General features: G+C 65.0%; 26 protein-coding genes. 11 read left to right on the forward strand and 15 right to left on the reverse strand.

The features are described 5' to 3' along the window. Nucleotides 1-29: 29 nt before the first annotated feature. The gene (locus tag VE25_RS17385; RefSeq protein WP_046109925.1) at nucleotides 30-626 is read right to left on the reverse strand and encodes a GNAT family N-acetyltransferase; all 597 of its coding nucleotides are present in this window, start codon (nucleotides 624-626) and stop codon (nucleotides 30-32) included. Nucleotides 627-750: 124 nt separating this feature from the next. After that, nucleotides 751-1344 carry a GNAT family N-acetyltransferase gene (locus VE25_RS17390; RefSeq protein WP_046109926.1) on the reverse strand — a complete coding sequence of 198 codons (594 nt, stop codon included), beginning with the start codon at nucleotides 1342-1344 and terminating at the stop codon, nucleotides 751-753. A 111-nt stretch (nucleotides 1345-1455) separates the two neighbouring features. Here VE25_RS17390 and VE25_RS22030 point away from each other — a divergent pair, with 111 nt between their 5' ends. Continuing rightward, on the forward strand, nucleotides 1456-1899 hold the full coding sequence (locus tag VE25_RS22030; protein WP_052732063.1) for a GFA family protein: 444 nt from the start codon (nucleotides 1456-1458) through the stop codon (nucleotides 1897-1899). Then, nucleotides 1896-2231, forward strand: coding sequence for a TfoX/Sxy family protein (locus VE25_RS17400; protein WP_046109927.1), 336 nt, complete (start codon nucleotides 1896-1898; stop codon nucleotides 2229-2231). The genes VE25_RS22030 and VE25_RS17400 overlap by 4 nt, the downstream gene beginning before the upstream one ends. A gap of 3 nt (nucleotides 2232-2234) precedes the next feature. Here VE25_RS17400 and fabF read toward each other — a convergent pair whose 3' ends face one another. Together fabF and VE25_RS17410 are read right to left on the reverse strand one after the other, a co-directional pair. After that, complete coding sequence (gene fabF, locus VE25_RS17405; RefSeq protein WP_046109928.1) at nucleotides 2235-3515, reverse strand: beta-ketoacyl-ACP synthase II; 1281 nt, start codon at nucleotides 3513-3515, stop codon at nucleotides 2235-2237. A 62-nt stretch (nucleotides 3516-3577) separates the two neighbouring features. Further along, nucleotides 3578-3991: a MarR family winged helix-turn-helix transcriptional regulator gene (locus VE25_RS17410; protein ID WP_052732064.1), complete on the reverse strand. Its 414-nt coding sequence runs from the start codon at nucleotides 3989-3991 to the stop codon at nucleotides 3578-3580. 170 nt (nucleotides 3992-4161) lie between these two features. Between VE25_RS17410 and VE25_RS17415 the strand changes: the two genes are divergently transcribed. The 6 genes from VE25_RS17415 (at nucleotide 4162) to VE25_RS17440 (ending at nucleotide 10719) form a co-directional block, all read left to right on the forward strand. After that, nucleotides 4162-5373 carry an NADP-dependent isocitrate dehydrogenase gene (locus tag VE25_RS17415; RefSeq protein WP_046109930.1) on the forward strand — a complete coding sequence of 404 codons (1212 nt, stop codon included), beginning with the start codon at nucleotides 4162-4164 and terminating at the stop codon, nucleotides 5371-5373. A 195-nt stretch (nucleotides 5374-5568) separates the two neighbouring features. Further along, nucleotides 5569-6303 carry a head GIN domain-containing protein gene (locus VE25_RS22035; RefSeq protein WP_052732065.1) on the forward strand — a complete coding sequence of 245 codons (735 nt, stop codon included), beginning with the start codon at nucleotides 5569-5571 and terminating at the stop codon, nucleotides 6301-6303. 85 nt (nucleotides 6304-6388) lie between these two features. Next, on the forward strand, nucleotides 6389-7372 hold the full coding sequence (locus tag VE25_RS17425; RefSeq protein ID WP_046109931.1) for a glycerophosphodiester phosphodiesterase family protein: 984 nt from the start codon (nucleotides 6389-6391) through the stop codon (nucleotides 7370-7372). Nucleotides 7373-7474: 102 nt separating this feature from the next. Next, nucleotides 7475-8407, forward strand: a complete 933-nt coding sequence (locus VE25_RS17430; protein WP_046109932.1) for a DMT family transporter — start codon at nucleotides 7475-7477, stop codon at nucleotides 8405-8407. A 109-nt stretch (nucleotides 8408-8516) separates the two neighbouring features. Continuing rightward, nucleotides 8517-9401 (forward strand): DMT family transporter, encoded by an 885-nt coding sequence (locus VE25_RS17435; RefSeq protein ID WP_046109933.1) that lies wholly within the window; start codon nucleotides 8517-8519, stop codon nucleotides 9399-9401. A 202-nt stretch (nucleotides 9402-9603) separates the two neighbouring features. Then, nucleotides 9604-10719, forward strand: coding sequence for an OmpP1/FadL family transporter (locus VE25_RS17440; protein WP_160300000.1), 1116 nt, complete (start codon nucleotides 9604-9606; stop codon nucleotides 10717-10719). A gap of 266 nt (nucleotides 10720-10985) precedes the next feature. On the opposite strand, the gene recA is transcribed toward VE25_RS17440, so the two are convergent. The 3 genes from recA to ribB form a co-directional block, all read right to left on the reverse strand. Continuing rightward, complete coding sequence (recA, locus tag VE25_RS17445; RefSeq protein WP_046109935.1) at nucleotides 10986-12056, reverse strand: recombinase RecA; 1071 nt, start codon at nucleotides 12054-12056, stop codon at nucleotides 10986-10988. Nucleotides 12057-12192: 136 nt separating this feature from the next. Continuing rightward, nucleotides 12193-12705 carry a P-loop NTPase family protein gene (locus VE25_RS17450; protein WP_046109936.1) on the reverse strand — a complete coding sequence of 171 codons (513 nt, stop codon included), beginning with the start codon at nucleotides 12703-12705 and terminating at the stop codon, nucleotides 12193-12195. Between the two features lie 5 nt (nucleotides 12706-12710). Continuing rightward, the gene (ribB, locus tag VE25_RS17455; RefSeq protein WP_046109937.1) at nucleotides 12711-13835 is read right to left on the reverse strand and encodes a 3,4-dihydroxy-2-butanone-4-phosphate synthase; all 1125 of its coding nucleotides are present in this window, start codon (nucleotides 13833-13835) and stop codon (nucleotides 12711-12713) included. 201 nt (nucleotides 13836-14036) lie between these two features. Between ribB and araD1 the strand changes: the two genes are divergently transcribed. Further along, nucleotides 14037-15032, forward strand: a complete 996-nt coding sequence (gene araD1, locus VE25_RS17460; RefSeq protein ID WP_152664662.1) for an AraD1 family protein — start codon at nucleotides 14037-14039, stop codon at nucleotides 15030-15032. Nucleotide 15033: 1 nt separating this feature from the next. On the opposite strand, the gene VE25_RS17465 is transcribed toward araD1, so the two are convergent. Then, complete coding sequence (locus VE25_RS17465) at nucleotides 15034-15360, reverse strand: hypothetical protein (RefSeq protein ID WP_046109938.1); 327 nt, start codon at nucleotides 15358-15360, stop codon at nucleotides 15034-15036. Between the two features lie 231 nt (nucleotides 15361-15591). Between VE25_RS17465 and VE25_RS17470 the strand changes: the two genes are divergently transcribed. Both VE25_RS17470 and VE25_RS17475 read left to right on the forward strand, forming a co-directional pair. After that, nucleotides 15592-16836 (forward strand): AI-2E family transporter, encoded by a 1245-nt coding sequence (locus VE25_RS17470; RefSeq protein WP_046109939.1) that lies wholly within the window; start codon nucleotides 15592-15594, stop codon nucleotides 16834-16836. A 70-nt stretch (nucleotides 16837-16906) separates the two neighbouring features. Beyond that, the gene (locus VE25_RS17475; protein WP_046109940.1) at nucleotides 16907-17932 is read left to right on the forward strand and encodes an aldo/keto reductase; all 1026 of its coding nucleotides are present in this window, start codon (nucleotides 16907-16909) and stop codon (nucleotides 17930-17932) included. Between the two features lie 156 nt (nucleotides 17933-18088). Here VE25_RS17475 and cckA read toward each other — a convergent pair whose 3' ends face one another. The 7 genes from cckA to flgB all read right to left on the reverse strand — a co-directional run bounded on the left by cckA (nucleotide 18089) and on the right by flgB (nucleotide 24262). Continuing rightward, a complete protein-coding gene (gene cckA / locus VE25_RS17480) occupies nucleotides 18089-20641 on the reverse strand; it encodes a cell cycle histidine kinase CckA (RefSeq protein WP_046109941.1) in 2553 nt (850 codons plus the stop codon). A gap of 148 nt (nucleotides 20642-20789) precedes the next feature. After that, nucleotides 20790-21887, reverse strand: coding sequence for a flagellar biosynthesis protein FlhB (flhB, locus tag VE25_RS17485; protein ID WP_046109942.1), 1098 nt, complete (start codon nucleotides 21885-21887; stop codon nucleotides 20790-20792). A 3-nt stretch (nucleotides 21888-21890) separates the two neighbouring features. Next, entirely contained in the window at nucleotides 21891-22658 is a 768-nt protein-coding gene (gene fliR / locus VE25_RS17490; protein ID WP_046109943.1) for a flagellar biosynthetic protein FliR, read from the reverse strand. Nucleotides 22659-22674: 16 nt separating this feature from the next. Continuing rightward, a complete protein-coding gene (gene fliQ / locus VE25_RS17495) occupies nucleotides 22675-22941 on the reverse strand; it encodes a flagellar biosynthesis protein FliQ (RefSeq protein ID WP_046109944.1) in 267 nt (88 codons plus the stop codon). A 119-nt stretch (nucleotides 22942-23060) separates the two neighbouring features. Then, a complete protein-coding gene (fliE, locus tag VE25_RS17500; protein WP_046109945.1) occupies nucleotides 23061-23411 on the reverse strand; it encodes a flagellar hook-basal body complex protein FliE in 351 nt (116 codons plus the stop codon). Nucleotides 23412-23438: 27 nt separating this feature from the next. Then, entirely contained in the window at nucleotides 23439-23852 is a 414-nt protein-coding gene (gene flgC / locus VE25_RS17505; protein WP_046109946.1) for a flagellar basal body rod protein FlgC, read from the reverse strand. Nucleotides 23853-23866: 14 nt separating this feature from the next. Further along, nucleotides 23867-24262: a flagellar basal body rod protein FlgB gene (gene flgB, locus VE25_RS17510; RefSeq protein WP_152664663.1), complete on the reverse strand. Its 396-nt coding sequence runs from the start codon at nucleotides 24260-24262 to the stop codon at nucleotides 23867-23869. Nucleotides 24263-24485 lie beyond the last annotated feature (223 nt).

The raw sequence follows: 24485 nt of genomic DNA on the forward strand, positions 1-24485 counted from the left end.
TCGCGCGGCAATTGAAGCAGGCAACCCGTTCAAGCGACTCGCGGCCTTGCGTGCATCTCGCGAATCTTGCTCGAACGCCGCCATTCCCGATCGAGGATGGCGAAGTGCAATTCCTCGTCCCACTCGCCCTGGAAGAGCGCGTGCTCGCGGTAGTGCGCCTCGAGCCGCATGCCGAGCTTCTGCAGGAGCTTCGAGGCGCGATGATTGTGCCCGTCGCACCGCGCGAAGACCCGGTGGATCTTGAAGTGATCGAAGGCGAGATCGAGGATCGCCGTCGCCGCCTCCGCCGCGTAGCCGTTGCCGGCGTAGCGGGGGTTGATGGCGAAGCGCACCTCGCCCTGCCCGGCCGTCGCATCCGACCAGCGCAGGGAAATCTGGCCGAGCAGCTGCCCGTCCCCCCTGCGCACCATGGCAAGGCTCAGCGTATCGCCGGGCCGGTGCAGGCAGACCTGCGTGCGCATGAGATTGAGGCCCGTGGCCACGTCCGCCTTGTTCCAGACCGGCCACTCCAGGTAACGCTGCATTTCGGGAAGAAGCTGATAAGTACAGAGCGCGTCGTAGTCGCCACGCTCGAAGCTGCGAAGTAGCAGCCGGCTGGTTTCAATGGGTAAAGTAAGAGAGGACATGGTCGCCGCGATCCCTCCGCTGCTCGCTGCAAACACTTAAGGAAAGGTAAAGCCCGAAACGTGACGCAAGTCCGGCAGGTTCCGCCGCGGTTGGTGGAATACTTTGCTCTTTTGAAGGCCTGTTTCAGCCGTTGCTGGCGATGCTGCCGACAAGCCCTTGCCGCGCCGCCCATTCCCTCTTGAGGATGGCGTAGATGAACTCCTCGTCCCATTCGCCCTTGAACAGGGCGTGCTCGCGGAAATGCGCCTCGCGCCGCATGCCGAGCCGCTCCATCAGCCGCGAGGAGGCGTCATTGCGCGCATCGCACCGGGCCATCACCCGGTGCATGTCGCCCGAGCAAAAGGCAAGATCGAGCAGGGCATGCGCGGCCTCGGTGGCGTAACCGAAACCGTGCTGGTCCGGATGGAATATCCAGCCGATCTCCGCCTGACGCGCCTCGACGCTCCGCCAGATCAGCGACACTTCCCCGATAAGCAAGCCGCTCTCCCGCAGCGTCACCGCCAGCACGATCTTGTCGCCTTCGAGCTCGAAGGCGATCTGCCCGATGCGCTGCTGCACGGCCTCGGCGCACTCCTCACGGCTCAATGGCGGGTCGAAGAGGAACCGCGCCACGTCCTCGCGCCGCCGGTAATCGTGGACCGCGTCCACATCCCCCCGCGTGAAAGGCCGCAGCACGAGCCTTTCCGTCTCGAGTGGATAGTCCGGATGTAACGTCATTGGCCGCCCCGCCGGTTTGCGAAGCGCACTGTCGTCATCGCGACGGGCAAAATCAAGGCTCTTGGGTCTCGTGCTTGCCAGCCGCCACAGGCCCATGGCAGCTTCCCCCGCATGGCCAGTGCCGCACACCCCGATATCGACCTGACGACGCAGTGCGATTGCGGCGCCATCAAGCTCGCCGCTAAAGGCCAGGTCGTTTCCATGTTCCTCTGTGCCTGCAGGAACTGCCAGAAAGCGACGGGCACCGGCCATTCGACGGTAGTGCTGATGCCAGCCACGGCGATCAGCCTGACGGGCGCAACCAAACCCTATTCGCGGCCAGCCGATTCCGGAGCGACCTTCACGCGTCACTTCTGCCCCGGATGCGGCACGACGCTCTATGCCCAGTCTTCGCGGGCACCGGCCCTGCGCATGCTGACGGCGGGCCTCTTCGCGGGACAGAATGATTGGTTCGTTCCCAACCAGCTGATATTCTCGCGCAGCCATCAGGCATGGGATCTCGTCGCCGATCACCTGCCCCGGCACACGACCTATCGACCCGAGCCGCAGCAATGAGCCAAGCCGCCGAACACCTCGCCGACCGCATCCGCCTGCTGCTCGGCGACCGCCCCGGCATTCGCGAGCAGAAGATGTTCGGCGGCGTCGCCTTCATGCTCAACGGCAACATGATGGTCGGTCCGCTCAAGGACGGCGGACTTCTCGTGCGGGTGAGCAAGGAGAGCTATGAGCGCGTTCTTGCCCGTCCCGGAGCGAGCCCCATGACCATGACCGGCCGCACCATGTCGGGCTTCATTCAGGTCGAGGGCGATGCCGTCGAGGACGACGAGGACCTCTCCGAGTGGATCGCCATTGCCGAATCCTACGTGAAGACGCTGCCGGCGAAATAGATCTCAAGCCCTGCCGAACACGAGCGTTGCGTTGACCCCACCGAAGCCGAACGCGTTCGAGAGGACATAGTCGAGCGCCTTGGTCTTCGGCGTCTTCGGCACCAGGTCGAAGGCCGCGGCCACGGGGTCGGGCTCGTCCAGGTTGAGCGTTGCCGGCAGAGTATCGTTGATGAGTGCGAGGACCGAGAAGATCGCCTCGATTCCTCCCGCTGCGCCCAGCATATGGCCGGTAGAGGACTTGGTGGAGGATATCGCGAGCGTTTTGCCCCGCTCGCCGAACACCGCCGAAATTCCGGCGATCTCCGCCGCATCGCCGACTTCGGTGGACGTCGCATGCGCGTTCACATAGCCGATGTCGTCGGGCGTGACCCCGGCCATGGCGATCGCCTTGCGCATGGCCGATTGGGCGCCGGCGCCCGTCGGCTCGCCCGCCGTCAGGTGATACGCATCGGCGGATGTACCGTAGCCGGCCAGCACCGCCAGCGGCGTTGCGCCACGCGCCCGGGCATGGCTCAGCTTCTCGATGACGAGAACCGCCGCGCCCTCGGCAAGTACGAAGCCGGCGCGCTGCATATCGAACGGCCGCGAGGCACGCTCGGGCTCGTCGTTGAAGCTGGTGTTGAGTGCACGCGCCGCCGAGAACCCGGCGATCGAGACCGGATCGACCGAGCCTTCCGCCCCACCCACCACGGCCACCTCGGCTTCTCCGGTGAGGATCATCCGCATGCCATCGCCGATCGCCTGTGCCGAGGCCGCGCAGGCCGTGACCGGCGTGCCTATCGGCCCCCTGAAGCCGTAGCGGATCGAGATCCAGCCGGCCGCGAGATTGGCGAGGAAAGCCGGCACGGTGAATGGCGAGAGCCGGCGTGGCCCTTTGTGCTCGACCGTATAGGCCGCCTCGACCAGCAGGGGCTCTCCGCCGACGCCGGAGGCGATGATCGTCGCCGTCGCCTGCTGCTCCTCTTCCGTCTTCGGTTCCCAGCCGGACTGCGCGATCGCTTCCTGTGCGGCGATGAGCCCATATTGGATGAAGCGGTCCATCTTCTTGATGTCCTTGGGATCGATCGCGGCGAGCGGATCGAACCCTTCTGGATCATCGGATTTTTCGGGGACCAGTCCCGCAATCTTGCAGGCAAAGTCGGTCACGTCGAAGCGGGTGTTGGGCCGCACGCCGCTCTCGCCCGCCAGAAGCCGGCGCCAGTTGGTCGCGACACCGACACCCAGAGGGGTGACGGCGCCCATGCCGGTCACGACGATGGGGTCGGCAGGATCGGGCTTCAACATGATCGGGTCTCCTTGGTGTATATGCACGTATGTCGCAACGATTGCCCGGCGGTCGGGCAGGCTCACGTCAGCTTGGCCATCTGGCGCAGGGCGGCAAGCACGTCCGCGAAATCGGGATCGCGCAGGGTCGCGCGCAACTCGGCCTGCCCCTTGCGCCATTCGGGTAGGATATCGTCCACGAGCTTTCGCCCTTCGTCGCTGAGCATCGACAATCGGGTGTTGGCGTGGAGGCCCTCGCCCGGGGCGAGGGCCTTCACGAGCCCCTTGCGTTCGAGAACGTCGAGATTGCGGGAAAGCGTCGTTCGATCCATGGCAAGGCTGTTCGCCATCTCGGTGACCGATCTGCCCGATTGCAGCAGCAATGCACCCAGAATGTTGAACTGCGCGGCCGTCACGCCGAACGGGCGCAGCTTGCGGTCTGCCCGGCGGGTCACGGCCCGCGCCGCCATCCGCGTGTTGAGCACCAGACACTGCATGAAATCATCCTGCATGGGGCGCGAATAGACCGTGCATATGCACGCATGTCAATCACCACGCGAGAGGGCAAGCCCCCTTGCCGAGTCCGGCTTTGCGCTTTCCGGTGCCAATGCTATAGGGGCGCGAACCGGCCGCTTGGCCGCCAGATGTCCTTCGAGGGAGTTTTTCTATGAGCAAGATCAAAGTCGCCAACCCCGTCGTCGACCTCGACGGCGACGAGATGACCAGGATCATCTGGCAGGCGATCAAGGACAAGCTCATCACCCCCTATCTCGACCTGCCGATCGAGTACTACGACCTCTCTGTGGAGAACCGCGACGCCACCGACGACCAGGTGACGGTCGATGCGGCCAACGCCATCAAGAAGCACGGCGTCGGCATCAAGTGCGCGACGATCACTCCCGACGAGGCGCGTGTCGAGGAATTCGGCCTCAAGAAGATGTGGAAGTCGCCCAACGGCACCATCCGCAACATCCTCGGCGGCGTGATCTTCCGCGAGCCCATCATTTGCAAGAACGTGCCGCGCCTCGTGCCCGGCTGGACACAGCCGATCATCGTCGGTCGCCACGCCTTCGGCGACCAGTACCGCGCCACCGACTTCCGCTTCCCCGGCAAGGGGACACTCACCATCAAGTTCACCGGCGAAGACGGCACCGTCATCGAGCACGAGGTGTTCCAGTCGCCGGGCTCGGGCGTCGCCATGGGAATGTACAACCTCGACGACTCCATCCGCGAGTTCGCCCAGGCCTCGATGAACTACGCCCTCAACCGCGGCGTGCCCTGCTACCTCTCGACCAAGAACACCATCCTCAAGGCCTATGACGGCCGCTTCAAGGACATCTTCCAGGAGGTCTACGAAGCCGAGTTCAAGCAGAAGTTCGAAGAAAAGAAGATCTGGTACGAGCACCGCCTGATCGACGATATGGTGGCATCGGCCCTCAAGTGGTCCGGCGGCTATGTTTGGGCGTGCAAGAACTACGACGGCGACGTGCAGTCCGACACCGTGGCGCAAGGCTTCGGTTCGCTCGGTCTCATGACCTCCGTGCTGATGACGCCCGACGGCAAGATCGTCGAGGCCGAGGCCGCCCACGGCACCGTCACCCGCCACTACCGCCAGCACCAGCAGGGCAAGGAGACCTCGACCAACTCCACCGCCTCGATCTTCGCCTGGACCCGCGGCCTCGCCCACCGCGCCAAGCTGGACAACAATGCCGAACTGGCCAAGTTCGCCGCCACCCTCGAGAAGGTCACCGTCGACACCATCGAGGAAGGCAAGATGACCAAGGACCTCTCGCTCCTCGTCGGGCCCGACCAGCCATGGCTGTCGACCCTCGGCTTCCTCGACGCGATCGACGCCAATCTGCAGAAGGCGATGGCCTGATTGGTCCCCGGATCGCACGCTTCAACGGCGCCCTAGTGGGCGCCGTTTCGTTTTGGCCGTCCCGCGACCGGTCGGCGAATTCGGGAGTTTCGTCGGCGCTGTAGGCCGCTCGTCGCATAAGTCACGCCATGGCCTTGCCAACGCCGCTCTGAGCTTACAACTTTGGCGGGTCCCCCTCGGGAGGAGAACTGCACCATGCGCCTCGCTACCACGCTCGCTCTTGCTGCCCTGTCCTTCGCGACGACAATTGGCGCAGCCGCGGCCGAGACCCGGAACTACGATCTCGAGCCCTTTCAGGCCATCGACATCTCCACGGGCATCGATGCCCGCGTCACCATCGGCGAGCCGCAGGAAGTGCGCGTCGAAACGGGCAACGTCGAGGTGTTCGGCAAGCTCTCAGTCGAGGTGAATGGCGGCAAGCTTTCCGCCCGCATGGACTCGGACTTCTTCGATTTCATCATGAGCGGCGGCCTGCTCGGCATGCTAGTCAATGGCCGGCCGAACGTGACCATCCACATTACCGTGCCGACGCTCGAGGATATCCAGGCCAGCTCCGGCGCCGACATCACCGCCAACAGCATCTCCGGCGACCGACTGAAGCTCGGAGCCTCGAGTGGCTCGGACATCTCGGCGACCAACCTTGCCGCCGGCCACATTTCGGCTAATGCCTCGAGCGGCGCGTCGCTCGTCCTCACCGGCGCCTGCGAAAACCTGGAGGTTGATGCGTCCTCGGGCAGTTCCCTGGAAGCTGAGGAACTCGTTTGCAAAAGCATCGAAGCCAACGCTTCCTCCGGCGCATCCATCGAAGTGCATGCGACCGAACGTGCGCGGGCCGAAGCCTCGAGCGGCGGCAATATCCGCATTCACGGCAATCCGCCCGACACGGATTTCGGCAACTCGAGCGGTGGAGACGTCGAACTCGAAGACTGAAGGCTCGATTCCGTGAACCCCTGACGGTCGGCTTTATGCCAGAATCGTTGTCGAATCTGCCGTCGATTCTGGTTTGGGGAGCCTTATGAAGAAATTGGCGTTGCGCGCCCTTCTCGCGCTGATCGTTTTCGTTGCCGCCGTCTATGTGTTCAACGCCTCCTGGCGTGTCGCTCCGCCCGCCGATCCGCAGATCACCCTCATCTCCCATCGCGGCGTGCATCAGACCTTCCATCGCGAGAACATCGCCAGCGACACCTGCACGGCCGAACGCATCTATCCGCCGACCCACGACTATATCGAGAACACCGTCACCTCCATGCAGGCCGCCTTCGCCGCCGGCGCCGACATCGTCGAGCTCGACGTCCATCCGACCACCGATGGGCACTTCGCGGTTATGCACGACTGGACGGTGGATTGCCGAACCGAAGGCACGGGCGAAACCCGCAGCCACGACATGGCCTACCTCAAGACCCTCGATATCGGTTACGGCTACACCGCCGACGACGGCGCGACCTACCCGCTTCGCGGCAAGGGGGTCGGCCAGATGCCCGAGCTGACCGAAGTGTTCGAGGCGTTGCCGCAAGGCCGCTTCCTCGTCAACTTCAAGAGCCGCGAGGCGCGCGAGGGCGACATGCTGGCCGAAATGCTGGCCACCCACCCGCAATGGCGCGCCAATGTCTGGGGCGCCTATGGCGGCGATGAACCGACCTTCCGCGCCGCCGGGCTGATCGACGGCCTCGCCGTCTGGTCGCGCCGGGGCCTCGTCGACTGCCTGCTGCAATATGAGGGCCTGGGCTGGACCGGCTACATGCCGGATGCCTGCCGCAACACCAAGGTGATGGTGCCGCTGAACGTCGCACCGTTCCTCTGGGGCTGGCCGAACCTCTTCCTCGAGCGGCTGCGCGATGCCGGCAGCGAGGTCATCCTCCTCGGCCCGTACGATGCCGGCGACCCCGGCACGGCGGGCATCGATACGCTTGAGCAGCTCGCCGAAGTACCCGAGAGCTTTTCCGGCTACGTCTGGACCAACAGGATCGAGATCATAGGTCCGGCACTGGCCGCCAGATAGCCGGCTGGACGGGAAATTCCCGTCGACGGTCTGCGCGGTTACCCATATTGTCGACCGGACCGAGGCCGGCGCCCGCCACGCCTCCCACATCCTGGATGCAACATGCCGGTCGGCGTTTTCTTCGCGCTCGTCGCCTATTCGATCTATTCGTGCGGAGACGCCATCGTCAAAAGCTTCGGCCCGTCGCTGAGCGTCTTCGAGATCGGCTTCTTCATCGCCGCCTTCTCGCTGCTGCCGGCGCTTTTCGCCAAGCCGAAGGGCGAGCGCTGGCGCGACGCCTTCAAGCTTCGCCATCCGCTCCTCGTGCACCTGCGCTCCTTCAGCGGCGTCGCCTCCTCAGTGCTGGTGACCTACGCCTTCGTCACCATTCCCTTCGCCGAGACCTATTCCCTGGTTTTCCTGATGCCGGTGTTCATCACCATCTTCTCGGTGATCCTCTTGAAGGAGCACGTCGGCGCAATGCGCTGGCTGCTGCTGTTCATCGGGTTTGCCGGCGTGCTGCTCGTCGTGCGGCCGGGCTTTCGCGAGCTGGAGCTCGGGCACCTGGCGGCCGTCCTTTGCCCGTTCTTCGGCGCCATCACCACCACGGTGCTGCGCGTCATCGCGGGCGACGAGAAGCGCGTGACGCTGATCGCCCTGCCCGCCCTCTACGTCCTCGTCGTGAACGCGGTGCTGATGATCCCTGAATTCGTCGTACCGACGCCCCAGCAGTTCGCCTTGCTCGCCGTCGGCGGCAGCTTCATCGGCATCGGACATATCCTTCTCATCGCCGCCACCCGCAATGCCCCTGCAAGCCAGGTCGCGCCCGTACAATACGTGCAGATCGTCTGGGCCATCGGGCTCGGCGCCCTGTTCTTCTCCGAGGTTCCGGACTTCGTCGCCCTCATCGGCCTGGCTCTCGTGGTCGCGTCCGGCCTCGTCAACATCGTTCTCGACGGCGCCCGTGCGCGCATCGCCAGCCGCTTTGCCGAATATCGCGCCCGCAAGGACAGCGCCAACCCGCCAGTCTCGGAAGTACGCGGCCCTCAGGTATAGATCGCCGCGGCTTCGGCATTTGCCGCATGACGGCCGGGGGGCGGACTTGTATGGTAACCGGGTTGCCCACCGAGTCTTTTCAGACCTTCTCATTTTCGGATACCGCCAGATGCCGCTCGGCGTCGTTCTTGCCTTCCTGGCCTACGCCAGCTTTTCCATGGGCGATGCCCTGATCAAGGGCCTGGGGCCTCACCTCTCCGTCTTCGAGATCGCGTTCTTCACCACCGGGTTCTCGATCATCCCCGCCATCATCGCCAATCGCGGCGAGCGTTGGCGCGAGATGTTCAAGATGAAGCACCCCTACCTGCTGCAGCTGCGGTGCGTCACCGCCATTCTCGGCAGCGCCTGCGTCATCTACGCCTTCACCCACATCGCCTTCGCTGAAGTCTATGCCATCACCTTCACCACGCCCGTCTTCGTGACGCTGCTTTCCGTATTTCTTCTCAAGGAAAGCGTCTCGCGGCTGCGTTGGATCCTGTTGCTCATCGGGTTTATCGGCGTGTTGCTCGTGGTCCGTCCCGGTTTTCGCGCCCTCGAGCTCGGACACCTCGCGGCCCTTGCTTGCGCGTGCCTGGGCTCGGTCACGACGACCATCCTGCGCCACATCGCGCCGCACGAGAAACGTGTCAGCCTCGTCGGCGTGGTTGTGCTCTATTCGGTGGTCTTCAACGGCATACTGATGCTGCCGACCTTTGTGGTGCCGACCCTCGAACAGATGGGCATGTTCATGCTCGTCGGCGGCGTGGGTGGCGTCGGCGGCCTCCTGCTCATCGCCGCCGCCCGCCGGGTGCCGGCCAATCTCGTCGCGCCGGTGCAATACAGCCAGTTGATCTGGGCCATCATCTTCGGCGCGCTCTTCTATTCGGAGTTCCCCGACGGGCTGGCGATCGTCGGCCTCCTGATCGTGGTTGGCGCGGGCCTGCTCAACGTCCTCGTCGAGAAGCGGCCGATCCGCTGGAAACCGCGCGTCTTCTTCTATCGCAGCGGGCTTTAGCGCCGGCTCGGTGTGTCCAAATCGCATCGGCGGAGGCCGACATGCTCCCGCTGTCCGATGCGGTATTGACCGGCTCGCGAAAACACGCCTTATTGACGCATACGTCAATCGTGGAACCTATCGAGGAATGGTTTCGCGATTCACGCCTCGGGCCGCGTTGGAGGTATGCTGCTCGTGGGTCGATTCTGGGGAGGCTTTTCAGATGACGATACGTAGGCGCCTTGGTGGTGCGGCAGGGGCAATGGTGCTGGGTATTTTCCTGGTCGGCGGGGCGCATGCCGCCGGGCTCGAGGCCAACGGTTACGACTGGGAGCTGCTCTTCGATCCGGCGACCTATACCGCCCGCGGCACGGTCGCCTATGTCAACATCGAACACGATCACTCCAATCCCGTCGTCTTTCCGGACGGCCGGACCGTGGTCGAGACCAAGGACCAGATCTACTACAACTTCGGCATCAAGGGTGATCTCGGGCCGAACGCGAGCTGCCTGGTGTCCGCGCAGAATCCGTGGGGCACCGAGGTCGAGCGCGATCTGATCTATGCAGCTCTTACCAGCAGGGCCGTCACCGAGAAGCTGACCTCCACCGATCTGGGCCTCACCTGCGCCTACGGCATCGAGATGGGCCCGGGCGTCATCAGCCTGATCGGCGGTGTCTCGGCCCAGTACATCAAGTATGAAGCCGACCTGCCGACGCCCATGCTGACCACCGCGCCGCTCGAGATCGACGGGTGGGGTCTCGGCTGGCGCGCGGGCCTCGCTTACGAAATCCCCGAATACGCGCTGCGCGTCAGCGCCATCTACAACGCGGCGATCGACTATGAATTCGAAGGCACCGCCTTCGGCTTCCCGGCGACTGCCGAGGAGACGACGCCGCAATCGGTCGAGATCAACGCGCAGACCGGCATCGCGCCCGGCTGGCTCGCCCTCGCCAATGTCAAGTGGACCGACTGGTCGGTGCTGCAGGCGCTCGACGTCGATACCGTCCTTGGCCCGATCAGCTCCGAGCTCGCCTATCGCGACTCGTGGATGCTGAGCGCCGGCGTCGGTCACCAGATCAACGAACAGATCAGCCTCGTCGGCATGCTGACCTGGGACCAGGGCGCCTCCAAGCCGGTTTCCGGCGACCTCTACGAGGCCAGCGCGTCGATGGACCGCTGGGGCCTCTCGCTCGGGGGTCTCTTCAACGTCAACGAGGCGGTGCAGTTTTCGGGCGGCGTCTCCGTCAGCACGCTCGCCGATGGCTCGAACCTCGGCGGCGAAAGCTGGGACGACAGCTACATCTTCGCCCTCAGCGGAGGCCTCAAGGGCTCGTTCTAGGGCCGTTCACCGTTTCTTTGAAACGCTGAACGATCTCCAACTCTCTGTTTTGTCACGTTTCCGAACCGGAAAAGTGGTGTCCACTTTTCCTGGAAACGCTCTAGGGCCTTCACTGAAGCGGTAGGCGGCTACGGCCTGAACGCGACGTACATGGACCGGAAGGCTGACCTTGGCCTTCCGGTGTTGCTATCGGCGACACTGCGGTCTTCGCACAAAAAAGGCGCCGGTCACCCGGCGCCTCGCAAAAATCCCTGCATGGGACAGGATCAGTCCTCCTCGGCGTCCTCAGGCCCCTCGACGGCAAGCAGCGCGTCGCTGAGAAGGCCGGCGCTCTCGCGGATGCCCTGCTCGATGACGTTGGCGATCTCCGGATTGTCCCTGAGGAACTGCTTGGAGTTGTCGCGGCCCTGCCCCAGGCGCTGACTGTCATAGGAGAACCATGCGCCGGATTTCTCGACGATCCCGCTCTTGACGCCGAGGTCGATGAGCTCGCCGGACTTTGAGATGCCCTCGCCGTACATGATATCGAACTCGACCTGGCGGAACGGGGGAGCGAGCTTGTTCTTGACCACCTTGACGCGCGTCTGGTTGCCGACGATCTCCTCGCGGTCCTTGATCGACCCGATGCGACGGATGTCGAGGCGCACCGAAGCGTAGAACTTGAGGGCATTGCCGCCCGTGGTCGTCTCGGGCGAACCGAACATCACCCCGATCTTCATGCGGATCTGGTTGATGAAAATGACCATGCACTTCGACTTGGAAATCGAGGCGGTGAGCTTGCGCATCGCCTGGCTCATCAGGCGCGCCTGGAGCCCGGGCAAGGCATCGCCCATTTCGCCCTCGAGCTCGGCGCGCGGGGTGAGCGCGGCGACCGAATCGACCACCAGGACGTCGATGGCGCCGGAGCGCACCAGAGTGTCGGTGATCTCGAGCGCCTGCTCGCCGGCATCCGGCTGCGAGATCAGCAGGTCATCGATGTTGACGCCGAGCTTGCGGGCGTAGACCGGGTCCAGCGCATGCTCGGCATCGACGAACGCGCAGATGCCGCCGCTTTTCTGCGCCTCGGCGATGACGTGCAGCGCCAGCGTTGTCTTGCCCGAGCTTTCCGGCCCGAAGATCTCGACGATACGGCCCTTGGGGAGGCCCCCGATGCCGAGCGCGATGTCGAGGCCGAGCGAGCCCGTCGAGATCGATTCGACCTCGATGGCGGTGTTCTCGCCCAGGCGCATGATCGAGCCTTTGCCGAAATTGCGCTCAATCTGGCTCAGCGCTGCCGCCAGAGCCTTATCCTTATCCATGGAACCCCCTTCGATAACGCGAAGCGGTGAATTGCTCATCGTTCATCTCCTTATTTCACGCTCGAAGGGCCCACGCAACGCGCGAAGCAGATCCTCTTCGTGCCCCCAATGTGCTTAGTTTGTTCTCATTTTGTTTCGAATCTGTCAATGGGGAAAGTGAATTCGCAGCGAAAGTTCAACCACGTGCGGCAAGCGCCGCGAGGAACGATTCGAGCTGCCGGGGCGATTCGAACCGAAGAAGGTTTCCGGCAAATCCGGACATCGCCTCGAGGTCGCGGTTTCGATGTGTGCGCCGATAGTCGAGGACAAACCGGAAGAAGGGCCAATCCAGTCGTTCCAGGCAGCCGTCGCCGAGCTCGCCGCCCCGTCGGCCACCCAGACCGCCGAGCGTTCTGCGCAGGACCCGCGAGGCGCAGACGAACGTCGAAAAATCGAGATGGAGCAATGTGTCGGCGGCGGAGAGGCGCGGCGCGAATGTGCTGCCGTAGTTGCCGTCCATGATCCAGCGCGGCTGGCTGGCAAGCTCCTCGACCCTGGCGCGCCACGCCTGCGGATCGGGCCGCACCCAGCCGGGAAGCCAGTAGTGCCGGTCGAGATGGATGACAGGCAGGCCGGTGATCTCGGCGAGCCGCCGCGCCGCCATGGACTTGCCGGCCCCCGGACACCCCACGATCATGACCCGCCGCATTGGCCTCAGCCCAGCCGGATCGTCTCGGCGATCTCGATGCCGAAGCCGCCGAGGCCGACATACTGCCGCCCGGACGAGGTCATGACGGCGATGGAGGTGACGCCGAGATCGCGCAGGATCTGCGCGCCGAGCCCGACCTCGCGCCAGCCGGCCATGCGCTTCAAGGCGCTCTCGTGCCGCTCCTCTCCCTCCGCCGTCAGCGGCTGCGGCGGGCGGCGCCCGTCCGGCTCGGCGACCAGCGCCTCAGCGCCGCGCAGCAGGAGGATCACGCCGGAACGGCCGCGCGCGCGGATTTCGGCGACGGCGCGGGCGACAGGGTCCGGTTCGCCGCTGCTGCGTCCGAGAAGATCGCGCAGCGGCTGCTCGCGGATGATGCGGCAGGGCACGGCCGATTGGCCGGCGACTTCGCCGATGACGAGAGCCACCTGCTGCACGGCGTCGAACGCGGTCTCGTAGGCATAGGCCTCAGCCTGCATGCCGGCGACCGTCGCCGGCACCACCGCCACGCGCTTGAGGAACGTCTCATGGTGCAGCCGGTAGGCGATGAGGTCTTCGATCGAGACGATCCTGAGGCGATGCTCGCGCGCGAAGGCGACGAGCTCGGGCAGGCGCTTGACCGTGCCGTCGTCGTTGACCACCTCGGCGAGGACGCCGGCGGGCTCGAGGCCGGCGAGGCGGGCAAGGTCGACCGCCGCTTCGGTGTGGCCGGATCGGGCCAGCACCCCGCCCTCGCGCGCGATCAGCGGGAAGATGTGGCCTGGGCGCAGGAAATCGGACGCTGCCGCGTTGCCGCCGGCGAGCGCGCGGATGGTGGCGGCCCGTTCGCTGGCGGCGATACCCGTCGTCATGCCGACCTTGTAGTCGACGGTGACGGTGAAGGCGGTGCGGAAAGGATCGAGATTGTTGGCGACCATCGGCGCAAGGTCGAGCGCTTGCGCCCGCTCTCCCGGCATCGGCACGCAGATGATGCCGCTGGTGTGACGGATCATGAAGGCGATCTGTTCGGGCGTCGCCTTGCCCGCCGCCATGATGAGATCGCCCTCGTTCTCGCGGTCGGTATCGTCGACGACCACCACCAGCTCGCCCGCCGCGATGGCGGTGATGGCCGATTCGATGCTGTCCAGTTCCATGGTCCTGCCTGTCTCGGGCGGCTGCTTCCGCTCGGCCAGCGGTATAGGCCGGCGGCCGAGTCGGAACAATCGTATCGGCAAAACTGATAAAGACCAAAATTTGCGTAGAAGTCGCCCGGAGGGGCTGGACGAGCGGACTGTCCTCGCGTTCTATGCGCCGCGAAACTTCAAGCTCCGCATGAATGAAAGGGAGGCGCGGCGGTGAACATCTTCCAGTTTCGCGATGTGGGCGGCGCACGGGCCGTGGGCGTTGTCGAGGACGGCACGGCACGGCGTGTAAACGGGGCCGAAAGCGTCTATCACCTCGCCATGGCCGCCATCGCGGAAGGTGAAACGCTGACGGCGATCGTCGCCGATCACGGGCTCGGCGAAAGCCTCGATCACGCGGCGATCCTGGCCGAAGGGCGCATGCTCGCACCCATCGATCATCCCGATCCCGCCCATCTCTATGTGACCGGCACCGGCCTGACCCACCTGGGCTCCGCCGCCACGCGCGACGCCATGCACAAGGAAGCCGCGAGCGGCGCCGGCGAGACGCTGACCGATTCCATGAAGATGTTCCGCATGGGCCTCGAGGGCGGCAAGCCGAAGCCCGGCGAGACCGGCGTGCAGCCGGAGTGGTTCTACAAGGGCAACGGCTATACCGTCGTCGCGCCTGGCCAGCCGATCCCCTCCCCCGCCTTCGCCAGGGACGCGGGCGAGGAGCCCGAGATCGCCGGCATCTACGTCATCGACGCGGACGGGCAGCCGCGGCGGCTGGGGTTCGCCATCGCCAACGAGTTCTCCGACCACGTGACGGAGCGGGTCAACTATCTCTATCTCGCCCACTCCAAGCTGCGCGCCTGCTCCTTCGGGCCGGAACTGCGCATTGGCGACCTGCCGGCGCACATCGAGGGCACCTCGCGCATCCTGCGCGGCGGCAAGGCGATCTGGGAGAAGCCATTCCTCTCGGGTGAGGACAACATGAGCCACACCATCGCCAACCTCGAGTACCACCACTTCAAGTACGATCTCTTCCGCACCCCCGGGGACGTGCATGTCCATATGTTCGGCACCGCGACGCTGAGCTTCGCCGACGGGGTGAAGACCCTGGAAGGCGACGTCTTCGAGATCAGCGAAGACCAGTTCGGGCTGCCCCTGCGCAACCCGGTGCATATCGAGGCCGACCGGCCGCCGAAGCTGACGGCGCTCTACTAGCTTAGAACCAGCGGCGGTCGCGCTCGTGGATGGCGTTGACCGCCACTAGGAAGCCGAGCGCAAAGCCGGCCGCCGCGATGCCGGCAAAAAGGGTGGCGGCCGTCACCGGGTGTTCCTGCGCGGCCTTGGCCACGTCCGTCGCCTCACGCCGCACGCGGGTCGCCGCGCCTTGCGCCGAATGGACGATTCCGCTGGCCGCGCCGGCGGCTCCTGAGCGGATATCATCGAAATCGGCTCCATGGCTGGCGGCGAAGCGGGCGACACGCGCGACCTGCTCGCGCAGCTCGTCGATCTGATGCTCAAGGGAGGGGTGAGGTTCCATCGCCATTTCGACCTCCATGGGCTGGGGAATGGGAAGAAACCCCCGCGGCGCGGATTTCGTTCCGCCCGCACCGCGACCCACTGTCAAAATCGCGACAGAACCGCGCGATAGGCTATCCGGACCGGCCGGCAGAGCGCGAAATGCTTGATTCTTAAGCCTCGAAGCTCCAACCTGCCGCCGCCGGAGCGTTCTGGCGATCCGGGCGCCGCGCGCCCGCAACTGAAGGCAGCCCGCCCCTTGCACGACGATCATTCCCACAGCCGCCAGCGCGAACCCCGGCTCCTTGGCGTGTCGACCCCCGCCCGAGCCGCGATCATTCCGCCGCTGTCGGCTGCGCGCTGGCTGATCCTGCTGATCCTTGCCGCCTGTGTCTACTTCTTCCACGGCTTCCTCGTGCCGGTGCTCGCCGCCCTCATCATAGGCTTTGCCAGCTGGCCGGCCTACCGGCACGTGCTCGCCTGGTTCAACGGCAACAGGACGCTCGCCGCCTCGTTCATGATCGCCATCATCGTCGCCTTCCTCGTGCTGCCGATGCTGTTTGCCATCTCCTTTGCCGTGCGCGAGGTGCAAGCCATCCTGCACTGGGCGGTCGAAGCCAACGAAACCGGCGCGCCCGCACCGGAGTGGTTCATCACCATGCCGCTTGCCGGTGAATGGATGGTCGAGCAGTGGAACCGCTATGTCGGCGAGCCCGGCGCGCTCGGCGCCATGGCGCAGGCGGTGGGCGGGGCCAACATCGCCAACATCTACCGCTCCGTCCTCGCCTTCGGCACCGGCACGCTCGGGTTCCTGCTGAACCTGCTCTTCATGATCATCGCCCTGCTTTTCGTCTACCGCGACGGAGCGGGGTTCGCCGCGCAGCTCGACCGGTTCGGCGAACGGATATTCCCCATGCGCTGGAACCGCATCTCGCGGGTGGTGCCCGCCACCATCGCCTCGACGGTCACGGGCATGTCCATCATCGCTATCGGCGAGGGTATCGTGCTCGGCATCGCTTACTGGCTGGCCGGCGCACCCTCCCCTGTCACGCTCGGCATCATCACCGCGGTTGCCGCCATGATCCCCGGCGGCGCGCCGCTGTCCTTCACGCTGGTCTCGGCTTATCTCGTCGCCAGCGGCTCCGTCTTCCAGGGTCTGGCCTTGCTGACCTGGGGTTCGGTCGAGCTCTTCATCGTCGACAAGACGCTGCGCCCCAAGCTCGTCGGCGGGCCCATCAAGCTGCCTTTCCTGCCGACGTTCTTCGGCCTCATCGGCGGGGTCAAGACCATGGGCTTCGTGGGCCTCTTCCTTGGGCCCGTGCTGATGGCGCTTCTCGTATCCATCTGGCGCGAATGGGTGCGCGACCTCGATGCGAGCGAGGTGGAAGCGCGCGAGGCCGAGATCGCGGGCACCGCGGCGCCCGCCGAGATCGCCCCGCCTGCCCCGCGCCCGAAAACGGAGGACGAGGCTGGCATCCCGGCATCGGCCAAGCCCGCCGAGTGATAACGGCACGCCGCCCCTTTACCCCGCGCAACTAACATGTCAGTTATCCCCGGCAATCCGGAGGAGTGACATGAGCAGCGTCATCACATTCGAGAAACGCGGGGTCGGACAGACGGGCCTCGAGGTAACGACGCTCGGCCTCGGTGGCGCGAGCCTTGCCGGCATCTTCACCGGCGTTGCCGAGGAGGTGGCGCGCGCCACCATCAACCACGCTCATGAGGTCGGCATCACCTATTTCGACACCGCCCCGCAATATGGCTACGGCCGCTCCGAGCACCTGATGGGCAATGCGCTACGCGGCAAGCGCGAGGGCACGGTGCTCTCCACCAAGGTCGGGCGGCTGTTGAAGCCGATCAAGGACGGCTGGACAAGCCCGCACAACTGGGTCGATCCCCTGCCCTTCGACCAGGTCTACGACTACACCTATGACGGCATCATGCGCTCGTTCGAGGACAGCCTGCAACGGCTCGGCCTCAATGCCGTCGACATCCTCTATGTCCACGATATCGGCGTTGCGACGCATGGCGAGGAGGAAAACAAGCGGCTCTGGGCCCAGCTCGCCGGCGGCGGCTACAAGGCGCTGCGGGAGCTGCGCGACGGCGGCACGGTCAGGGCTATCGGCCTCGGCGTCAACGAGTGGGAAGTGCTGATGGACGCCTTCGCCCTCGGCGACTGGGACGTGTTCCTGCTCGCCGGCCGCTACACGCTTCTCGAGCAGACCTCGCTCGACCCGTTCATGACGACCTGCCTGAAGCGCGGCGCCTCGGTGGTCGTCGGCGGTCCGTTCAACTCGGGCATCCTCGTCGGCGGCTCCACCTGGAACTACGCCAAGGCGCCGGAAGACGTGGTCAAGCGGGTCAACGCGATCGAGGCGGTGTGCAAGGAGTTCAACGTCCCCCTGCCCGCCGCCGCCCTGCAGTTCCCGCTGACCCATCCCGCGGTGTGCAACGTGCTGCCCGGCCCGCGCACTCCCGAGGAACTCGACGGCATCCTCGCCTGGTGGAGAACGCCCATTCCCGATGCGCTGTGGACAATGCTTGCGGAGAAGGGCCTGCTGGCGAAGGGGACGCCGGTGCCCGGTGGGGTGGCGGGGTAAGAAGAGCCCGCCCTAGGTTGTGTGGACAGTTAGGTGATGGCGGCCTGCAAAGGGCGGTTTTCTGCGCTTCCAGTGCTCACGTACCCCAACGTACGCTGCGCGCCGGTTCTCAAAACCACCCTTTTCGGCTCACCCTGACCTAACTGTCCACACAACCTAACCCTCGCCATCCCCTCGGCCCAATACGTCCTTCACCTTGGTGTTGATCTGGTCGAGCGTATAGGGCTTGGGCAGGAAATCGACGCTGCGGTCGTCCTCGATGTCGCGGCGCACGCTGTCCTCGGCATAGCCGGAAACGAAGATCATCTTGAATTCGCCCATGCGCTCGCGCAGGTGCTTCAGGAGCGTCGGCCCGTCCATCTCGGGCATCACGACGTCCGAGATGATGAGGTCGACATTGAAGTCGATGTCCTCGAGCACCTCCAGCGCCTCTTCGCCGCTGCTGGCTTCGAATACCTCGTAACCCGTGACCCGGAGCGCGCGGGCCGAGAAGGAGCGCACGCTCTCCTCGTCCTCGACCAATAGGATGCGCTCGTGGCCCGTCAGGTCCTTGACCGGGGCAGCCGCCTTGCCTGCGGCTTCCGTTGTCACCTCGCCATGACGCGGCAGGAAGATCTTGAAGGTCGTTCCGACGCCGACGGTCGAGACCGGATAGATGAACCCCTCGGTCTGCTTGACGATGCCGTAGACGGTGGAAAGCCCCAGGCCCGTGCCCTTGCCCAGTTCCTTGGTGGTGAAGAACGGCTCGAAAATCTTCTCGAGCACTTCCTGCGGCATGCCGGTGCCGGTGTCCTGCACTTCGATTAGCACGTAGTCGGCCGGCACGAACCCCTCGAAGTTGAGGCTCGATGCCTCGCCCTCGGTTATGTTGCTGGTGCGGATGGTGATCGTGCCGCCATTGGGCATGGCGTCGCGCGCGTTGACCACGAGGTTGACCATCACCTGCTCGAGCTGCACCAGGTCCGCGCGCACCGTCCAGATGTCGCGGCCGTGCTCGACCTTGAGCGAGATGTGGTCGCCGATCATGCGCTTGAGGAGCACCGCCAGATCGTCGACGATGAGGGGCAGCTCGAGGACCTGCGGGCGCATGGTCTGCTGGCGCGAGAACGCGAGGAGCTGGCGGGTGAGCCCCGCGGCGCGGTTGGCGTTCTGCTTGATCTGCATCAGTTCGCCGAAGGACGGGTCCCCCGGCTTGTGCTTGAGCAGCAGCAGGTCCGAAAAGCCGATGATGGCCGTGAGCAGGTTGTTGAAATCGTGCGCCACACCGCCGGCGAGCTGGCCGATCGCCTGCATCTTCTGGCTTTGGGCGAACTGCGCCTCGAGCTTCCTCTGCTCGGTCATGTCGAGGGCGTAGACGTTGACGTTCTCGGGCGAGTTGGCGCCGGTTTCCGAACCCGACACATAGAGGCGCACGGCGTGCTCGCCCTCGGCGTTGAGGAAGGCGTCGACCGGTTCGATCTCCGACTTGTGCGCGCTGGCATCCGCAATGGCGCGGGCGAATTTCTCCCGCGCGGATTCGGCGATGAGCTCGGCCATGGGATGGAGCTCGAGGCTCTTTTCCTCCCCCGACCAGCGGAAGATGCGCCCGAACGGCGCGTTGGTGCGCACGATCCGACCCGTGTCGTCGAGGGTCGCGATGGCGAAGGGCGTGTCGTTGAAGAAGCGCGAGAAGCGCACTTCGGCAACCCGCAATTCCTCCTCGCTGTCGGGAGCATTGGTCTGGTCGAGGACCAGCGTGCGCGTTTCGCCGAGCTCTCCGTCCGCCAGCCGCGCCGCGCGATGCAGCAGGCGCACCGGAAAGGTCGTGCCGTTGCGGCGCACGAAGTCGATGTCGATGATCTCGGTGCGGATCTCCCCGTCGCCGCGCCCGCGCATGAGCAGCGTCGCGCCGTCGCCGCGCACGATGTCGGTGAGACCGAGATGCCCCGAATTGAACTCGGCAAGGTCGTAGCCGAGCCAATCCGCGAGCGTCGAGTTGAGATATTGGATGCGCCCTTCCGCATCGGCCGAGAAGAACCCGGCAGGCGCATGGTCGAGATAGTCGATGGCGCGCTGCAAATCGCGGAAGGCGACCTCGATGTTCTCCTTGTCGCGGGTGATGTCCTCGACCGACCAGGCGACCGTCGCCCGCTTGAACTCGTCGCTCTCAGGAAGCGGCCGCACCGAGACGCGGTACCAGTAGGCGCGCATCGGGTCGGTCTGCGCGCCGCCCAGTCCGCCCACGATACGGATGTCCTCGACGGCGCTGCGCCCGTCCTTGGCGGCGCGCGAGAGCCGATAGATGGCCTCGCCCGCCTCCGCTTGGCCCGCAAAGAGTCGCGGCACGCCGACCGGCACGCCGTTGGCGAACCCTCCGGCAAACGCGCCGTACTGCGCGTTGACATAGACAATCCGCCCGTCCCGGTCCGTCACCAGCGCTCCGTAAGGCAGGCTGTCGACCATGGCGCGCGCGAGCGTGCGCCCCTCCTCACCATTGCCGAAGCGGAAAAGGCCGGAGGCGAGCGCGAAGAGGCAGAAGACCCCGACGACGGCGAAGAGCCCGACCAGGGTCATCACCACATCGACCGGAATGCTCTCGCCGAATATGGCGAAGGCAACCGCTCCGGCGATCAGCACGGCGGCAAGTGCCGCTACCCGCCACAGCCCGCTGCCCCGCCCCCGCGACACCAGCGGATCGGGGTAGTTATCCTCGTCGAGCGTCGATGCCATGGGTTCCTTGTCGCTCCAGTGGCCGTTAGGCGGGTCGAATCGGGCGCCCCAACGTTCCCTAGCAAATGGGCTGCGGGCTTGGGAGAGTTTACCCTTTCTTTACCCCGCGCGCCGACCGCTTTTCCACCCCATGGAGCGGTTTTCGCCCTCAAGCCGGGCCCGGCCCGCGAGCCTTCCAGCCCGCGCCCTGCTTCAGGCGCATCACGAAGCCGATGATCTCGGCCACCGCCTTGAAATGCTCGGCGGGGATGGTGTCGTCGACCTCGACGCTCTTGAAGAGCGCCCGGGCGAGCGGCGGGTTCTCGATTATGGGCACATCGTGCTCTTCCGCCTTGGCGCGAATGCGCAACGCAACCGCGTCGGCACCCTTGGCGACGCATGTGGGCGCGCGCATCGAAGTGTCGTATTTGAGCGCCACGGCGAAGTGCGTCGGGTTGGTGATGACGACCATCGCGTTGGGCACCGCAGCCATCATGCGCTGGCGCGCCCGCTCCTGCCGCAGCTGGCGGATGCGGCCCTTGACCTTGGGGTCGCCCTCCATCTGCTTGTACTCGTCGCGGGTCTCCTGCAGCGTCATCATCTGCTTCTTCCACCACTTGTTGCGCTGGTAGAGGAAGTCGGCGCCCGCAACCACCGTGACGATCAAAAGCGCCGCAATGAAGATCCTGATGCCGAGCGCCTGGAAGTCGGCCAGGATCAGCATCGGATCGGCCGTTATCATGGTGTCGAGCCGGTCGCGCTCCGGCCAGACGGCGAGGAACACCGCCACGCCGACCACGAGGATCTTGATCAGCCCCTTGAGGAAGTTGACCAGCGCCTCGCCCGAGAACAGGCGCTTCGCTCCCTGCAGCGGCGAGATCTTGGAGAGCTTGGGCATGATCGGCTCATGCGAGAGGAGCGGCCGATGCTGCACGAGGTTGGCCACCACCGCGCACGCCGAAAGCACCGCCAGCGGCACCAGGGCGATGGAAAGGATGGAAAAGGCGAGATCGTTGAAGAACGCGCCGAGCGCCGGCCCGCCGATCTCGAACCTGTCGGCATTGGCTATCAGGTCGCGCATTTCGAGCATCAGCGCGGCGCTGGTGCCGGGCGCCATCATGGCAAAGATTGCCGCCGACCCCAGAAGCATGAACCAGGTGACGACCTCCTGGCTCTTGGCGACGTCACCCTTCTTGTGCGCGTCGTCGAGCTTCTTCTGGGAAGGATCTTCGGTCTTGCTGGATTGTTCCGGGGCTTCGTCCGACATGCTCTAGCCCCGCAGCATCGCGAAATGGTTCTCGAAGGCGGTGAGATACCAGCCCATCATCATGACGAGCAGCAGCGCCAGCAGGATGAGTCCGGCCAGGATATTGGCAGGCATAAGGATGAAGAACACCTGCAGCTGCGGCATCAGCCGCGCGAGGATCCCCGCGCCGAGATTGAAGACGAGGCCGTAGACGATGAATGGCGCCGACATCTGCACGCCGATGGTGAAGGCTGAGGCGACCGTGCGCAATGCCAGCTCTGAAGCGTCGGTCAGCATCAGGTCGCCGGTCGGGTCGAACGTCACGTAGCTGTCGTAGAGGGCGGCCAGCGCCATGTGGTGCAGGTCCGTCGCGAAGATGAGGGCGATGCCGAGGAAAGAGAGGAAGCTGCCGAACACGGCACCCTGCGCTCCCCCCTGGGTCGGATCGGCCGCCTGCGCCACGCTGAGGCCGGACTGGAAGGCGACAATGGCGCCGGCGACCTGCGTGGCGGCCACCAGCAACCGGCTGATCGCCCCCAGCACCAGGCCTACCGCCAGCTCGCGCACCAGCAGGATCAGCATGCCCTCGATGCCCGCCGGAAGCGTCGGCAGATGATCGAACAGCAGCGGATAGAGCACGACCGTCAACGTCAGCGCGAAGGTGAGCCGAAGGCGCGCCGGAATGGCGTTCTCGCCAAGTGCGGGCACCAGCATCAGGAAAGCCCCGATGCGGGCGAAGAGCAGAAGATAGAGGTAGGCCGCCTGCGGCAGCCAATCGAGCGCGATGGTCATCGTCGCCCGGCCATCGCTAGCCGCCGACGATGATCATGTCGATGATGCGGTTCATGTACCCGGACATGGTGGCCCCGAGGAACGGCAACGCGATGAGCATGGTCACGAAGATGGCGATGATCTTGGGAACGAACACCAGCGTCATTTCCTGAATCTGCGTCAGCGCCTGGAACAGCGCGATGACGACGCCGACGACAAGCCCCACCAGCATCATCGGTAGCGACGCGATGATCAGCACCCAGACGCCCTCGCGGGCGATATCGAGGACTTCGGCGCCGGTCATGTCGAATGTCGCGGGATCATGGCAGGGAAACTAGCTGAGTCTCGGCAAACCAGGGAGAAAGATTACAACCCCCTTCCGGCTGGAAGGAGGCTGCAGGAAGGCGCGGCTCTGCGGAGGCCTCAAATCGGCATCTGCATGATCTGCTCGTAGGCGGAGATCACCCGGTCACGCACCGTGACCATCGTCTCGATGGCGACCTCGGTCTGCGAGATGGCGGTCACCATGTCGATGGTGCTGGCCTTGCCGCTCACGGTGTCGAGCGCCACCTGCTCGGACGCGTTGCCCTGGCCGATAACGCCACGCACGCTCTCGGCGAGCATCGAGGCGAAGTCCGTCCCCGGGGCCGATGGCGACGTGACATCGAACGGCATGGCCGCGGCGGTGAGATCGGTCTGCGGCTTGACGGCCTTGGCCAGGAGGTTGGCGACGTTGCCGTAGGCATTCGTCGCATTGAGAGCGGTAGTGGTCATTGCCTGAACTTCCTAATGAAAATCTGGTTAGCGGCGCAGGATATCGAGCGTCTGGCCCAGCATCTGCCGGGTGACGGAAACGACGTTGAGGTTGGCTTCGTAGGTGCGCTGGGCTTCGCGCATGTCCATGGCTTCGATCAGCGTGTCGACATTGGGGTACCGTACGTACCCGGTTTCGTCGGCGGCCGGATGCCCGGGTTCGTAGCGCGTGGTGAAGGCGCTCATGTCGTAGGCGAGCCGGCCGACGGAAACCTTGGTCGCTTCGAGTTGCCGGTCATATTCGGCCCGGAACGTCGGCACCCGGCGGCGGTACGGATCTTCTTCCGGCGTCTTGCCGACCGAATCGGCGTTGGCAATGTTCTCGGCGATCACACGCATGCGCGCCGATTGCGCATGCAGCCCCGTGGCCGCGATCTTCAATGAAGTGGAAAAATCGGTCATGGCTCGAAAGTGTCCTATGCCTGCCGCCCGAGCGCGGTGCGCAGGATGCGGACGGATTTCTGGTAGAGCGTGGTCGCCGCCTGGTAGTCCATCATGTTGGTGGTCATCTTCATCATCTCGTCCTCGAGGGTGACGCCGTTGCCCGAGGGCGTGATCTCGAAGCTGGCCATGCGCTGCGCGCCATGGGCGCCCGGGCTCGCGGAATTCGCCGCGATGTGACGGGGCTGGGTGGTGGCGGTGGAAATTCCGGCCCGCGAGCTGGCGCGCGGGTCATCGAGATCGAACGCCTTGAGGTCGCGCCCGCGATAACCGGGCGTCTCCGCATTGGCGACATTTTCGGCCAATAGGCTCTGACGAGCCTGATGCCAGCGCATCTTCTCGCCAAGCGTCGTGAATATGGAAAGCTTCATTAAATCCACAGCCGCACCCCTGCTGTTTCTATCCGAGCAACTAGGAAAAATCTGCCGTGCGGGTGGTTAATGGAGTGTTAACAACACTGCTTTACGGTGGCAGAAGTCTCGCAATTTGCATTTCGCGGCGCTTAAGATAGGCAATATATGCCCACGACCGAGGCCAAAGGGGCGTGCATGACCAGAATTTCCGGCGATTCCGGTAGGTCCGGGAAGCTGCAGA

This window comes from Devosia geojensis (genome assembly GCF_000969415.1).
Taxonomy (GTDB): Bacteria; Pseudomonadota; Alphaproteobacteria; order Rhizobiales; family Devosiaceae; genus Devosia; species Devosia geojensis.